At 68.2% G+C, this 14,239-nt stretch carries 11 protein-coding genes; 4 read left to right on the top strand and 7 right to left on the bottom strand.

Going from position 1 to position 14,239, the window contains the following annotated elements; all coding sequences use genetic code 11:
- Positions 1–38 precede the first annotated feature (38 nt).
- On the top strand, positions 39–2,108 hold the full coding sequence (locus OG787_RS36350; RefSeq protein WP_405538078.1) for a carbohydrate-binding module family 20 domain-containing protein: 2,070 nt from the start codon (positions 39–41) through the stop codon (positions 2,106–2,108).
- 28 nt (positions 2,109–2,136) lie between these two features.
- Here OG787_RS36350 and OG787_RS36345 read toward each other — a convergent pair whose 3' ends face one another.
- Entirely contained in the window at positions 2,137–3,519 is a 1,383-nt protein-coding gene (locus OG787_RS36345; RefSeq protein WP_369030858.1) for an alpha-amylase family protein, read from the bottom strand.
- A 250-nt stretch (positions 3,520–3,769) separates the two neighbouring features.
- On the opposite strand from OG787_RS36345, the gene OG787_RS36340 reads away from it, so the two are divergent.
- Entirely contained in the window at positions 3,770–5,107 is a 1,338-nt protein-coding gene (locus OG787_RS36340; RefSeq protein WP_405538076.1) for a ferric reductase-like transmembrane domain-containing protein, read from the top strand.
- Positions 5,108–5,436: 329 nt separating this feature from the next.
- Here OG787_RS36340 and OG787_RS36335 read toward each other — a convergent pair whose 3' ends face one another.
- Both OG787_RS36335 and OG787_RS36330 read right to left on the bottom strand, forming a co-directional pair.
- Complete coding sequence (locus tag OG787_RS36335) at positions 5,437–5,862, bottom strand: nucleoside deaminase (RefSeq protein WP_369030856.1); 426 nt, start codon at positions 5,860–5,862, stop codon at positions 5,437–5,439.
- Entirely contained in the window at positions 5,859–6,734 is an 876-nt protein-coding gene (locus OG787_RS36330; RefSeq protein WP_369030855.1) for a TIGR03619 family F420-dependent LLM class oxidoreductase, read from the bottom strand. Before OG787_RS36330 ends, OG787_RS36335 begins: the two co-directional genes overlap by 4 nt.
- Positions 6,735–6,829: 95 nt before the next feature.
- Between OG787_RS36330 and OG787_RS36325 the strand changes: the two genes are divergently transcribed.
- Positions 6,830–7,300, top strand: a complete 471-nt coding sequence (locus OG787_RS36325; protein WP_369030854.1) for an Lrp/AsnC family transcriptional regulator — start codon at positions 6,830–6,832, stop codon at positions 7,298–7,300.
- A 175-nt stretch (positions 7,301–7,475) separates the two neighbouring features.
- Here the strand turns inward: OG787_RS36325 and OG787_RS36320 are convergent, their stop codons facing one another.
- From OG787_RS36320 to OG787_RS36305, 4 genes are all read right to left on the bottom strand, one after another.
- Positions 7,476–9,212, bottom strand: coding sequence for an alpha-amylase family glycosyl hydrolase (locus OG787_RS36320; protein ID WP_405538075.1), 1,737 nt, complete (start codon positions 9,210–9,212; stop codon positions 7,476–7,478).
- A 201-nt stretch (positions 9,213–9,413) separates the two neighbouring features.
- Entirely contained in the window at positions 9,414–10,328 is a 915-nt protein-coding gene (locus OG787_RS36315) for a sugar ABC transporter permease (protein ID WP_405538072.1), read from the bottom strand.
- Positions 10,329–10,347: 19 nt separating this feature from the next.
- Positions 10,348–11,352 (bottom strand): carbohydrate ABC transporter permease, encoded by a 1,005-nt coding sequence (locus OG787_RS36310; RefSeq protein WP_369030851.1) that lies wholly within the window; start codon positions 11,350–11,352, stop codon positions 10,348–10,350.
- 84 nt (positions 11,353–11,436) lie between these two features.
- On the bottom strand, positions 11,437–12,711 hold the full coding sequence (locus OG787_RS36305; RefSeq protein ID WP_405538071.1) for an extracellular solute-binding protein: 1,275 nt from the start codon (positions 12,709–12,711) through the stop codon (positions 11,437–11,439).
- Between the two features lie 463 nt (positions 12,712–13,174).
- On the opposite strand from OG787_RS36305, the gene OG787_RS36300 reads away from it, so the two are divergent.
- Entirely contained in the window at positions 13,175–14,209 is a 1,035-nt protein-coding gene (locus OG787_RS36300; RefSeq protein ID WP_268828249.1) for a LacI family DNA-binding transcriptional regulator, read from the top strand.
- Positions 14,210–14,239: the final 30 nt, after the last annotated feature.

The following is a 14,239-nucleotide window of genomic DNA, read 5'->3' as shown; positions in this document are numbered from 1 at the left end:
CGCCCCCCGCCCCCTGTTGAAACCTTTCGGAGCCGCACATGACCAGACATGGACCCAGGCCTCCGGGTGTCCTCCGGCGCACGGCGAGTGCCACGGCAGCCGCCGCGCTGGCCCTCGCCGGGGCGATCGCCCTGCCCGCCACCCCCGCGCAGGCGGACGCCACGACGTCCGGCGATGTGATCGCCAACCTGTGGGAGTACAACTGGGACTCGGTCGCCGCCGAGTGCACGAACGTGCTCGGGCCGAACGGCTACGGCGCGGTGTGGGTCGCACCGCCCGCCGAGTCGCTTCGGCAGACCAACTACTACTGGTGGGACGTGTACCAGCCGTACTCGTACAACCTGAGCGGCCGTTTCGGGACGGCGGCCGAGTTCGCGACCATGGTGGACGCCTGCCACGACGCGGGCGTCAAGGTGTACACGGACGCGGTGATCAACCACACCGCCGCGCAGACCGGCACGGGGTACGCCGGCACGACGATCAGCAACAAGTACGACACCCCGGACTGGGACCCGGACGACTTCCACACGTCGGCGGAGTGCAACGACTCGGACCTGATCATCGACGACTGGTCGAACCTGTCCGAGATCCAGAACTGCGAGCTGCTGGGCCTGCCCGACCTGGAGACCGAGGACGACGACGTCCGCTCGGGCATCGCGGCCTACCTCAACAAGCAGATCGCGGTGGGGGTCGACGGGTTCCGGATCGACGCGGCGAAGCACATGCCGGTGGCCGACCTGAACGCGATCTGGGGGAAGCTGGACAACACGACGGCGGGCGTCGACCCGTACATCTTCCAGGAGGTGTACCCGGGTTCCACCCCGGCGGCCTCCGACTACTACGCGGCCGGTGACGTCCTGGACTTCACCTACGCGAGCAAGCTGAAGTCGGCGTTCCAGGGGAATGTCAGCGACCTGGAGTCGCTGTCGTCGTCGGGTGTCCTGACCCCCGCCAACTCGGTCTCCTTCGTGACGAACCACGACACCGAGCGCAACGGCCTGCACATGAGCTACAAGGACGGCGACACGTATCGGCTCGCCAACGTGTTCCAGCTCGCCTACAAGTGGTCGACGCCCACGGTCTATTCGGGCTTCGAGTGGTCGTCGTCGGACCAGGCCCCGCCGAACTCCAGTGGCTTCGTGACCGACACGAACTGCTCAAGCGGCTGGTACTGCTTGCAGCGGGACACCGCGATCACCGGCATGGTGAAGTGGCACAACGCGGTGGGCTCGGAGGCGGTGTCCAACTGGTCCACCAAGTCGTCGAGCGTGATCGGCTTCGGCCGGGGCACGGGCGGCTACATCGCCATCAACAACGGTTCGTCGACGGCGACTTACACCTTCGCGACGGGCATGGCCGACGGCACGTACGCCAACGTCGTCGACAACGGCGCGACGACGGTCTCGGTATCGGGCGGCAATGCGACGCTGACGGTGCCGGCGAAGGGCGCGATCGCCTTCTACAACGGCGAGTTCACGCCGTGCACGACCTGCGAGGGCGGTGGCGGCGGCGGTACGACCGTCACGGCGACCTTCAACGAGTACGCGGCGACCACGACCGGCCAGGACGTGTACGTCGTCGGCTCGATCGCGGAACTGGGCGGCTGGGACACGTCGAAGGCGGTGAAGCTGTCGTCGACGGGGTATCCGGTGTGGTCGGGCGGGGTGAGTGTGCCGACGAGCACAACGTTCGAGTACAAATACGTGAAATTGGACGCGTCGGGGAACGTCACCTGGGAGTCCAACGCCAACAGGACAGCGGCTACGGCGACTTCGGCGCTGACCCTCAACAACAGCTGGAATGTGGCGAGTTCGAACGCGACGGACGTCACCTTCAACGTCACGGCCACAACAACCCTGGGCACGAACGTCTATGTCGTCGGCTCTGTCGGGGCGTTGGGCGCCTGGAACACGGCGGACGCGATCCCGCTGTCCTCGGCGGCGTACCCGGTCTGGTCCAGGGCGGTCATCGTCCCCAGGAGCACGTCCTTCGAGTACAAGTACATCAAGAAGGACGGCTCCGGGAACGTGACCTGGGAGTCGGGCACCAACCGCTCGTACACGACGGGCAGTTCGAGCGGCTACACGACGACTGACACGTGGAAGTAGTGGCAGTGACAGTGGTAGCGACAGCGGCTCAGCAGGTGGTCTTGCCCGAGTAGATCGCCAGAGCCGTGTTGGCGCCCAAGGTGGCCGTGAACTGCCCACTGGAGTTCACGGTCACCGACGTGTTGCTCTGCACGTTGCAGTACGTCCCCGCGGCGAGCGAGGTCTGGTAGGTACGGCTCAGACTGCTCGACTCGTGGTTGATGGCGACGAACCCCTTGGCACCCCGCCCGAAGGCAATCGCGTCGCCCCCGTTGTCCCACCAGTTGGTGACGGACTCCCCGCGTACGGCATTGCGGAAGGCGACCATACGGAGGATCTCCGGCCAGGCGTGCTGGCACTTCCAGCCGTCCTGCCAACAGGCGGTCACGGAGCCGCTGTTGGGCGGACCGGCGTCCGTGTCGGAGAACTCGTACCCGGAGTTGATGTCCGGAGCACCATAGGGATAGGCGAGCATGAAGACGTTGGCGAGGGTGTAGTTCGCCCCGTCCTTGTAGTTGAGGGTGCTGCCATTGCGCTCGGTGTCGTGGTTGTCGACGAAGACACCGGAGACCGAGCTGCTCATGTAGCCCCAGCCCTCGCCGTAGTTCTTCAGGTAGGCGAGGTTCTCGTTGTTGAAGACGCGCTTGAGGTCGTAGGCGTACCGGAACTCCTGGACGTCCCCGTTACCGGTGTACTCGGTGGGCTGGACGGCCTCGCCGGAGCCGTAGATGACCTCCTGCTTCCAGTACACCGAGGTGTTGCTGAGCCGGGACTTGATGTTGGCGAGGTCGGTGGCCGGGATGTGCTTGGCGGCGTCGATCCGGAAGCCGTCGACTCCGTAGCCGAGCAGGGAGTTCATGTACCCGGCGATGGCGGAGCGGACGTACTCCTCACCCGTGTCCAGGTCGGCGAGCCCGACGAGTTCGCAGTTCTGGACGTTGGTGCGGTTGGTGTAGTCGCTGATGGTGGCCGTGCAGTCGTCGAAGTCGAAGGACGAGTACAGACCGGGGTAGTTGTACTTCGTGTACGACGACCCGCCGGTGCCGGTACCACTCCCCGCCGACATGTGGTTGATGACGGTGTCGACGACGACCTTCACCCCGGCCGCGTGACACGTGTTCACCATGCTCTGGAAAGCGGTGGCGTCACCGAGCCGCCCGGCGATCTTGTAGCTGACGGGTTGGTACGACGTCCACCACTGCGAGCCCTGTATGTGCTCGGCGGGTGGCGAGACCTGGACGTAGCCGTACCCGGCGGGCCCGAGGGTGTTGGTGCACTCCTTGGCGACCGAGGCGAAGTTCCACTCGAACAGGACGGCGGTGACGTCCTTGGTGCCGGGCGGGGAGGCGTAGGCGGTGCCCGTCGGAACGGCGAGCGCGATGGACGCGCCGGCCGCGAGGGCGAGCGCGCCGGAGAGGGTTCTGCTGGCCATGTCGGGGGTCCTTCTCCGTTGAAGGTCCAAGCAAGATCCGTTGCCGATTCTTGCTGCAAGATGACTGAAAACTTTCAGCCGACCAGAAGGTACGAGTCCGCTTGTGGAGCGGTCAAGCCTTGGGACACTTCCTCTTCACGCGCGCGAAATCTCTTCACAGAGAGGGATGTTGAGCCGGGTCCGCCCGCCGTACCCTTACCCGACCGAGGCGGGCCGCGAGTACCGCGGCCGTGGGGGACGAGAGGCGATCATGGCGGCGACGAGCAATTCGGTGCGAAGAGGCACCGTGCTTCCGGTGGATGCGGCGCGGTGGGCGATGTGGACGTTCGTCGTCGTCAACGTGGTGATCGTCGAGGCGTTGTTCGTGAGCGCCGGTTCGGGCAAGAACGGGGTGCTCACGGTCGCGAAGTTCTTCGGGCTGCACGCGGCGCTGCTGATGCTGTTCCAGCTGCTGCTGGTGGCCCGGCTGCCGTGGCTGGACCGGCGGATCGGGATGGACCGGCTCACGGTGTGGCACCGCTGGGTCGGCTTCACCCTGCTGTGGACCGTCCTCACCCACGCCACGCTCGTCGTGCTCGGCTACGCGACCCTCGACGACGCGTCCATGGGGAAGACGTTCGTCGCACTGAGCGGCGTAACGGCCTCCCTGCTGGGCATGCTCGCCGCCGGCATCATCCTCGTCATCGGCGTGATCTCCACCCGGCCCCTGCGGCGGCGGCTGCCGTACGAGGTCTGGCACGGGCTGCATCTGCTGCTGTACGTCGCCCTGGGGCTGGCGTTCGTCCACCAGTTGGAGGAGACGACGACCTTCACGTCCTCCGCGTTCGCCGAGGCCTACTGGTGGATCCTCTGGCTGTTCTCCTTCGGCGCCCTGCTGACCGGGCGGATCGCCGTGCCGCTGTGGCGCAATGCCTACCACCGCTTCGAAGTCACGGCCGTGGTACCGGAGTCGGACAACGTGGTCTCCGTGTACGTCACCGGCCGGCACCTCGACAAACTCCCCGCCCGCGCGGGCCAGTTCTGCATCTGGCGCTTCCCCGGACACAACCACTGGTGGCTGGCCAACCCCTTCTCCCTGTCGGCGGCGCCCGACGGACGGGGGCTGCGCCTCACCGCGAAGGCGGTCGGCAGCACCAGCGCAGGCCTGCGCAACGTCCCGGTCGGCAGCCGCGCCTTCGTCGAGGGGCCGTACGGGGCGTTCACCTCACTGCACCGGAGCCGGCCCGGCGCCCTCCTGATCGCCGGCGGCGTGGGCATCACGCCCGTACGGGCCATGCTCGAGGAGCAGTCGGCCGGTGACATCGTCGTGCTGTACCGCGTCCGCAGCGAGGCCGACGCGGTACTCCTGAACGAGATCCGCCGCCTGATCGCCCTCCGGGGCGGCCGACTGCACCTGCTCACCGGCAGAACCGCCGAGGGCACCCCGCCGTTCGGCCCGGACAGCCTCCAGCGGCTGGTCCCCGACGTCACCGACCGTGACGTGTACGTCTGCGGCCCGCCCGCCATGACGGCGGCCGCGCTGGCCGGCCTGCGAGAGCTGCGGGTCCCCTCGCGACAGGTCCACGCCGAGAAGTTCGGCCTGGCCTGACCGGGAGCAGGCAGGTGCGGCTCGGGCGTGCCTTGGCAGCGGCAGGTGAGTTGGAAGAGGCTGCGGCGGCCGGAACCGAAGCACTCGCGCCGGCGGTCGCGTGACAGAGATCCGCGGAACCGTCCTGGACGTGTACGCCGACGTATACGCGGAGGACAACGCCGCTGATCCCTTCTTCTCGATGCAACGCTTCGAGGAACGATGGGAAGGCCACGTCTCGGCCGGCGGCTGGGGCTGCGTCACCGCCGATGAGCCACCGACAGGAAGGTGGAGGACGAGCGTACCCAGGTGCGTTCCGCTGGTGGCGGGCTCCGCTCCCGGTCCGGCGGTCAGCGGTAGTAGGGCTCGACCGCGGCCCGTACCTCGTCGAGCAGCGCGGGGCCGTCCTGCGGCACGGGCAGTCGGCTGCTGCCCGGCCTGATGTCCAGGAGCTGTTCGTTGGACAGGGCGAACACCACTCGCCGCAGACCTGCCCATTGGATGACGGCCTCGCACATCCCGCACGGCTGGCAGCTGGTGTACATCGTGGTGCCTGCCGCCGTCTGCGCGTCGAGCTCTCCTGCGGCCCACCTCGCCAATTTGAGTTCCGGGTGTGCGGTGACGTCGTTGTCGGTGAGGGTGGTGTTGTACTCCTCGGCCAGGATCGTCCCGTCCGGTCCTGCCAACAGAGATCCGAAGGGCGGGTTGCCGCTCGCGCGTGCCTCGGCCGCGAGCGAGATGGCCTGTCGGAGGAGGGTGTGGTCGTCGGGGGTCATGACTGCTCCGTCGTGGTGCGGGATGGGGTGCCGGGCTCGTAGAAGTGTGCGGCCACGGTGGCGAGGGCCTGCCAGGCCGCCTGCGGGTGACACGTCGCGCGGGGGTCGCCCGGGTAGGTGTCGAGGACGACGGACTTGGCGCCCAGCAGCCGCAGTTGGCCGAGATCGTCCATGATCTGGTCGATGGTGCCCTCACCGGCGAGCCGTCCCGCTCCGTCGACCGGTTCCCTGGTGAGTCGCAGGGCGATGCGGGGAGCCAGGGCGGGCACGGGCAAGTGCTGCTCGGCCGCGTACGTCTCCAGCCTGCCCGCGGCTTCGCGCAGCCACGGCACGGTGGGGCGCAGCGGATGCCATGCGTCTCCGAGTCGTACGGCCCGGCGCAGCCCCGCGTCGCTGTTTCCGCCGACCCACACCGGGATCCGGCGCTCCCCGTAGGACGCGGTGTCCTTCCAGGCGGCCCGGATGTCCCGCAGGTGGTCGTCGGTCAGCTGTCCGCGCTGTGAGAACGGGATGCCGAGGGCGGCGAACTCCTGCCATGCCCAGCCCACTCCCAAGCCGAGGACCAGCCGGCCGCCGCTCAGCTCATTCAGATTGGCCGCCATGCGGGCGGTGAGCAGCGGGTGCCGGTAGGGGGCGATGAGGACCGTCGTGCCGAGCTGGATACGGGTGGTGAGGCCGGCCAGCCAGGACAAGGTGGTGAAGGGCTCGTAGAAGGGTGCCGGATAGCGCTCGGCGACATCCGGCGTGATGGCTATGTGGTCCGAGATCATCAGCAGGTCGAAGCCGAGGCCCTCTACGGTCCGGGCCCAGCTGCGCAGCACTCCGGGGTCAGTGCCCGGGCCGAAATTGGGGACGTTCACTCCGATCTTCACAGGGCCCAACCCTAGGCAGGAGGTATGGGTCGTCAGAAGGGATTCCCGCCTGTTCAGGGGCGGTTCAGCCGTGGATCCGCCGGTAAAATGGGCGGATGACCGAGAGTCTCGACGTGACGGACTGGGCGATCCTGACAGAAGTCCAACGGGACGGCCGGATCCCGTTCACCGAGCTGGCACGGCGGGTGAACCTGAGCGCGTCGGCGACCAAGGAGCGAGTGCGCCGACTCGAGGAGGCCGAGGTGATCACGGGGTACCGCGCGGAGGTGGACCCGGAGCGGACCGGTTACCCAGTGATGGCGGTGGTCCGGCTCAAGTACCCGGGGCCGGGAACCCGGCACGAGCCGCTGCGCCGGCTGCTGGCGGAGCGCCCGGAGATCCTGGAGTGCCTGCGCACCACCGGAGACGACTGCTACATCATGAAGGTGGCGGCCACGTCGACGGCCCACCTGGAGGAGATCGTCGACGAGCTGGCAGAGTTCGGGAGCACCACCACCAACCTCGTCCTCAGCCGGACGCTCCCGTTGCGGGGCCCGGGGGTACCTCGGGGGAACACCGTCAGGTAGACCCGGATGCTTCACTGTGCAACTGACGATCGCTGACCGGTAGTTGCAGACGCAGAACAGTCCGGACGAGTCGCCGACCGCAGCAGGGCCCGCTGCCCCGACAACTGGGCAGCGGGCCCTGAAGGTACGACCTGTACGACCCCAAGCGCCTGCGCGAAGCGGCCTCGCCGGCTTCTCAGACCGTGGTCGTCCACCACACCGTCGTGTCCGCCGGCAGCTTCGCCTCGTCGTCGACCACGGTCAGTTCGCCGCTGGCGACCAGGATCTCGCCGTACGCCTGAATCGTGACCGCCTCGCCGCTCGTGTTCGCCACGCACACGAACTGGCCGCGGCGGAAGGCCAGGACGCCCTGCGGCGCCTTCAGCCACTCGACCGAGTCGCCCGCGCCGAGGCCCGGGTGTTCGCGGCGGGCCGCGAGTGCCGTGCGGTACAGCTCCAGGGTGGAGCCGGGCGTGCCGGTCTGTGCCTCGACGCTCAGGTCGGCCCAGTCCGCCGGCTGCGGAAGCCAGCTGCCGCCCGCGCCGAAGCCGTACGACGAGCCCTCGCGCGTCCATGGGATCGGGACGCGGCAGCCGTCGCGGAAGCCGTCCTGGCCCGCGCCGCGGAAGTACGCGGGGTCCTGGCGGACCTCGTCGGGGAGGTCGACCACGTCCGGGAGGCCCAGCTCCTCGCCCTGGTAGACGTACGCCGAACCCGGGAGCGCCAGCATCAGCAGGCTGGCCGCGCGGGCCCTGCGCAGGCCCAGGGCGCGGTCTCCGGCGAGGCGGATCTGGGTGCCCAGGCCGGGCTCGTTGGCGAAGCGGGTGGCGTGGCGGGTCACGTCGTGGTTCGACAGGACCCAGGTGGCGGGGGCGGCTACCGGGCGCATCGCGTCCAGCGTGCGGTCGATGACCGTCTTCAGCTCCGTCGCGTCCCAATACGTCGCCAGGTACTGGAAGTTGAACGCCTGGTGGAGTTCGTCCGGGCGGACGTAGTTCGCCGTGCGCTCGATGGTCGGGGTCCAGGCCTCGGCCACGAAGATGCGCCCGCCCGTCTCCCGCCCCCGCCCTTCCAAGGAAGGCCCTTCGGGCCCTTTCTGATTTCCCGCGTACTCGTCGAGGATCAGGCGCCATTCGCGGTAGATGGCGTGCACGCCGTCCTGGTCGAAGAACGGCATGACATCGTTGCCCAGGAGCTTGACCTGGTCGTGGGTTCCGAGGTCCGGGAGGCCCTCCGCCTTCACCAGGCCGTGTGCCACGTCGATGCGGAAACCGTCGACGCCCATGTCCAGCCAGAAGCGGAGGACGGAGCGGAACTCGTCGCCCACCGCCGGGTGTTCCCAGTTGAAGTCGGGCTGCTCCGGCGCGAAGAGGTGCAGGTACCAGTCGCCGGGGGTGCCGTCGGGCTCCGTGATCCGCGTCCACGCCGGGCCGCCGAAGACGGACTCCCAGTCGTTGGGCGGGAGTTCGCCGTCCTCGCCCTTGCCCGGGCGGAAGTGGTAGCGGTCCCGGAGGGGTGAGCCGGGGCCCTCCGCCACCGCCCGCTTGAACCACTCGTGCTGGTCGGAGGAGTGGTTGGGGACCAGGTCGACGATGATCCGCAGGTTCAGGTCGTGTGCGTCGCGGATCAGGGCGTCCGCGTCCAGGAGGTTGCCGAACATCGGGTCCACGGCCCGGTAGTCGGCGACGTCGTAGCCGGCGTCGGCCTGCGGGGAGGCGTAGAAGGGGCTGAGCCACACGGCGTCCACGCCCAGGTCGCGCAGGTACGGCAGCCGGGAGCGTACGCCTTCCAGGTCGCCCATGCCGTCGGCGTTGCTGTCGGCGAAGCTGCGGGGGTAGACCTGGTAGATGACCGCGTCGCGCCACCAGTCTCGGTGGGCGGCGACGGCGGGGGCGGCGGAGGTCGGGGCCGGAGCGGCGGAGTGCTGGCTCATAACGTCCTTGATATGTAACGGAGTTTGGGTCATGGGGTGGTTTCTGGCTGCTTTGCGGCTGCGGGCCGGTGGGGGCTTGTCGCGCAGTTCCCCGCGCCCCTGGAACCGGGCCGTTGGACATGGGCGGCCCCCGGTGTCAGCGGGGTCGGATGGACACCGTGGGCCGCCGACCCGTACGGCGGAGCCGTACGGGAGTTGGTGTCAGCCCTTTGTGCCGCCCGCTGTGAGGCCCGCCACCAGGTTTTTCTGGACCAGGTAGAAGAAGGCCGAGACGGGTATCGCGACCAGTACCGCTGTGGCGGCCATCAGGTTGCGCTGGGCGTCGTGTTCGCTCACGAAGCTCTGGAGGCCGACCGCGAAGGTGTACTTCGTGTCCGACAGCATGAACGTCGAGGCGAAGGCGACCTCGCCGAACGCGGTGATGAAGCTGTAGAACGCGGCGACCGCCAGGCCCGGCTTGGCGAGCGGCAGGATCAGTCGCGCGAAGGTGCCGAAGGGGGTCAGCCCGTCGACGCGTCCCGCCTCGTCGATCTCGAAGGGGATCGTGTCGAAGTATCCCTTGAGCAGCCACGCGCAGTACGGCACGGCCGTCGAGCAGTAGACCAGGATCAGGCCGAAGTAGTTGTCGATGAGCTGGAGGTCCGAGAGGATCTGGTACATCGGGACGATCAGTACGGCGATCGGGAACATCTGGGTCACCAGGAGCACCCACATGAACTTGCGGTAGCCGGGGAAGCGCATCCGCGAGACCGCGTACCCCGTGGTCGCCGCGACCAGCACGCCGATGACCGTCGTACCCAGCGAGACGATCAGCGAACTCTTCATCCAGTCGAAGAAGTTGGTGTGCTGGAGGACGAACGAGTAGTTGTCGAACGTCATCTTGTCCCAGATGCGCCCGGGGTGGAGATAGTCGTCCTTGTCCGGGCCGAGGGACAGGAAGAACAGCCAGGCGATCGGGAACAGCGCGATCAGGCTCGCGACGGTCAGGATGCCGTGGGAGGCGAGGGTCGTGGCGAGGCCGCGTCGGCCGCGTCCCCCGGACTGCGGGGGCACAGGTGTCCCGGCCGGGCCCGTCGGCTCCGTCGGCTCGGACTTCTCAACTGTCATGGCACTCATGGGTACGGAAGCTCCTGCCTCAGTTCGCGAGCTGCTGCTCATCGCGGTTCAGCCAGCGGCGGTAGAAGGAGGTGAAGACGACGAGGATGGCCAGCAGCAGCATGCCGTAGGCCGCCGACTGCGCGAAGTCGCGCGGCTGTTGGCCGAAGCCGAGGTAGTAGGCCCAGGTCACGAGGATCTGCGCGTCGGGCGCTGTGGTGCCGAACAGCAGGAAGATCACGGCGAACTGGTTGAACGTCCAGATGATGCCGAGGAGGACGACCGTCGAGCTGACCGAGCGCAGGCCCGGGAGAGTGACGTACCAGAACTTCTGCCAGGCGCTCGCGCCGTCCATGTCCGCGGCCTCGTAGAGGGTGGAGTCGATGGACTGGAGGCCGCCCAGCAGCGAGACCATCATGAACGGCACACCGCACCACGTGTTGACCATGATCGCGGCGAACCGCTGCCAGAAGGTGTCCTCCAGCCACAGCGGTGCCGGCAGATGCACCGCGTCGAGCATCGAGTTGATGATGCCGCCGTCGGCGAGCATGAACCGCCAGCCGAAGACGGTGACGAAGGTGGGCACGGCCCACGGCAGGACCAGGATCAGCCGGTAGAAGGTGCGACCGCGCAGCTTCTGGTTGAGGAGCAGGGCGAGGCCCAGGCCGATGCAGTAGTGCAGGGTCACGCAGAGCGCGGTCCAGACGATCGTCCAGATGAAGTGCGACCAGAAGCGGTCGTACGCCGTGTCGCCCCACAGGATGTCGGCGTAGTTGTCGAGGCCGATGAACTTGTAGGTGGCGTCGATGTGGTTGACGCCGATCGTGCGGGCCGAGTTGAGGCTGTTGGCGTCCGTGAGCGTCAGATAGAGGCCGCGCACGAGCGGGTACAGCACGAGTCCGCCGAGCACGACGACCACGGGGGCGATCATCGCGTACGCGTACCAGTACCGCTGGTAGGCGTGCTTGAGACGATCGAGCCGTCCGGGCCGCTGCCCGGGCTCACCGCGGCGCTTGCCGGTCGCGCGGTCGATGGCGACTGTCATGGTTCGACACCTTCTGGAAGATCAGGGGGCTGCGGCACACACCGGTGGCCGTCGGAACAGGTCGGTTCCGACGGCCACGCGGGGTCACTTGCTGAAGTCCGGGACCAGCTTGGCGATCGCGGTCTCCGCGTTGCTCAGGCCCTTGTCGAGGGACTCCTTGCCGGCCGCGATCTGCGGCAGCTCGGTGTCGAGCGGACCCCACAGCGAGCTGTACTCGGGCAGGGCCGGGCGGGGCTGGGCGGCCGAGAGGACGCTCTGGTAGCCGGCGATGCCCGGGTCGGCCTTCACCTGGGCGGTGTAGGCGTCGTCGCGGGTGGGCAGCGTGGAGTTCTTCAGGGCGATGGTCTCCTGGGACTTCGCCGAGGTCATGAAGTTGAGGAACTTCAGCGCGGCCTTCTGGTGCGCGGAGTCCGAACCGGCGTACACGGAGAGGTTGTGGCCGCCGGTCGGGGCGCCCGCCTTGCCGGTGGAGCCGGCCGGGACGGTGGCGATGCCGAGGTTGGCCTTGTCCTTGAACGCGGTGCCCTTGTAGAAGTTGGTGATCTCCCACGGGCCCTGGACGATCGCGGCGACCTTGCCGTTGACGAACGCGTCCTGGATGTGGGCGTAGGCGTCCGCGGTGGTGTCGGCCTTGTGCAGGCCCTTGCCGTCGAACAGGCCGAGCCAGGTCTCGTAGCCCTTCTTGGCGGCGGCCGAGTTGACGGTGATCTTCTTCGCGGCGGCGTCGACGGTGTCGGTGCCCTCGCCGTAGAGGAAGTTCTGCGCGTAGTAGGCCTGGGTGGAGCCCCAGTAGCCGTCGACGCCCGTCTTGGTCTTGATGGTGGCGGCGGCCGTCTTCAGGTCGGCCCAGGTCTTCGGGGCCTCGGTGATACCGGCCTTCTCGAAGAGCGCCTTGTTGTAGACCAGCGCGAGGGTGTCGGTGACGATCGGCACGCCGTACGTCTTGCCGTCGTACTTGGCCTGCTCGATCAGGCTGGGCTGGAACTTGGCCTCGTCGGCGAGGGCCTCGGTGCCGTCGAGCGGCAGGAAGTAGCCCTTCTTGGCGAAGGCGGGGGTCCAGCCGACCTCGGAGCGCAGCACGTCCGGGGCGCCCGAGGCCGCGGCGGCGGTGTCGAACTTGTTCTGGGCCTGGTCGAAGGGGACGTTGACGTACTTGACCTTGATGTTCTTGTTGGCGGCCTCGAACTCCTTGACCAGGGCCTGGTACGTCGGTGCCTCGTTGGTGGCGTTCGTGGTGTCCCACCAGGTGATGGTGACCGGGCCGTCGGCCTTGTCGCTGCCGCTGTCGTCTCCGCCGCAGGCCGTCGCCGCGAGGGCGATGGACGCCACCAGCGCGGTGGCCGCTATGCCACGCCGCATGAGTTCTCCTTGAGGGTGAAAGCCCGTGTACTGGCGGTAACGGCCCCGTCCGCCGTTTCCACCGATGTGCCGGCCGCTTCGTTGCCGCCGCCGGGCGACGTGAACGTAACAGCCATGTAAGCGCTACGAAAGACCTTGCAGAAAAAAAGTGCAAGAACCGACGACAGTTACCGTGCCGTGACCCGTCCGACACCGCTCCGAGCTCGCCTCGAACCCGTCCCGCACCCGCCCTGACCCCGCCCTGGGCCTGCTCTCTACCGTCGATCAGCGCGATCCGGGACTCTTGTGCAAGACTCTGCAAGCTCTTGCCAACCAGGCCCGACCAGAACACCGAGGGAGCGCGATGACGCAGCAACCCCCAGCGGCAGGCGGCCGTTCCGGCCGTCCGGTGGGTCGTTCGACCGCCCGTGCCCGACGGATGTTCGGTGTGCAAGGAGAGGGGCGGCCGGTACAGTCCAGCCCTGTGACCACACGGCTTGCCGACATCGCCGCCCAGGCGGGGGTGAGCGAAGCGACGGTCAGCCGGGTCCTCAACGGGAAGCCGGGCGTCGCCGCCACCACCCGCCAGTCCGTGCTCGCCGCCCTCGACGTACTGGGGTACGAGCGCCCCGTCCGGCTGCGGCAGCGCAGCGAGGGCCTGGTGGGCCTCATCACCCCGGAGCTGGAGAACCCGATCTTCCCGGCCCTGGCGCAGGTCATCGGCCAGGCCCTGACCCGGCAGGGGTACACCCCGGTCCTGGCCACCCAGACGCCCGGCGGCTCCACGGAGGACGAGCTGACGGAGATGCTCGTCGACCGGGGCGTGGCCGGCATCATCTTCGTCTCCGGACTGCACGCGGACACCTCCGCCGACATGCAGCGCTACGAGCAACTGCGCGCCCAGGGCGTGCCGTTCGTGCTGGTCGACGGCTTCTCCCCCAAGGTGCAGGCGCCGTTCATCTCCCCCGACGACCGCGCGGCGATGAACCTCGCGGTCACGCATCTCGTCTCGCTCGGCCACACCAACATCGGTCTCGCGCTCGGCCCGAAGCGTTTCGTGCCGGTGCAGCGCAAGATCGAGGGCTTCGTCCGCACGATGCAGGATCTGCTGGGCCTGACGGCTCAGGACGTCGAGACGCGCCTCGTCCAGCACTCGCTGTACACGCTTGAGGGCGGCCAGGCGGCGACCACGGCGCTCATCGACCGTGACTGTACGGCGGTGGTGTGCGCGAGCGACATGATGGCGCTGGGCGCGATACGGGCGGCCCGGCAGCGCGGTCTGGAGGTCCCTCGGGACATCTCGGTCGTGGGCTTCGACGACTCCCCCCTGATCGCCTTCACCGACCCGCCCCTCACCACCGTACGCAAGCCGGTCCCGGCGATGGGCCAGGCCGCCGTACGCACGCTCCTGGAGGAGATCGGCGGTACGCCCGCCCCGCACAGCGAGTTCGTCTTCATGCCTGAGCTGGTGGTTCGGGGTTCGACGGCCTCGGCCCCCGGGGAACGTACTCGTTCCTAGGTAGGAGTTCGGGGCGCCTCCCCTGCCGTA

It is taken from the genome of Streptomyces sp. NBC_00075 (assembly GCF_045041225.1).
In the GTDB taxonomy this organism is placed as follows: domain Bacteria; phylum Actinomycetota; class Actinomycetes; order Streptomycetales; family Streptomycetaceae; genus Streptomyces; species Streptomyces adonidis.
Note: the sequence above shows the minus strand (reverse complement) of the source record. Positions and strands in the feature narration are given on the sequence as shown.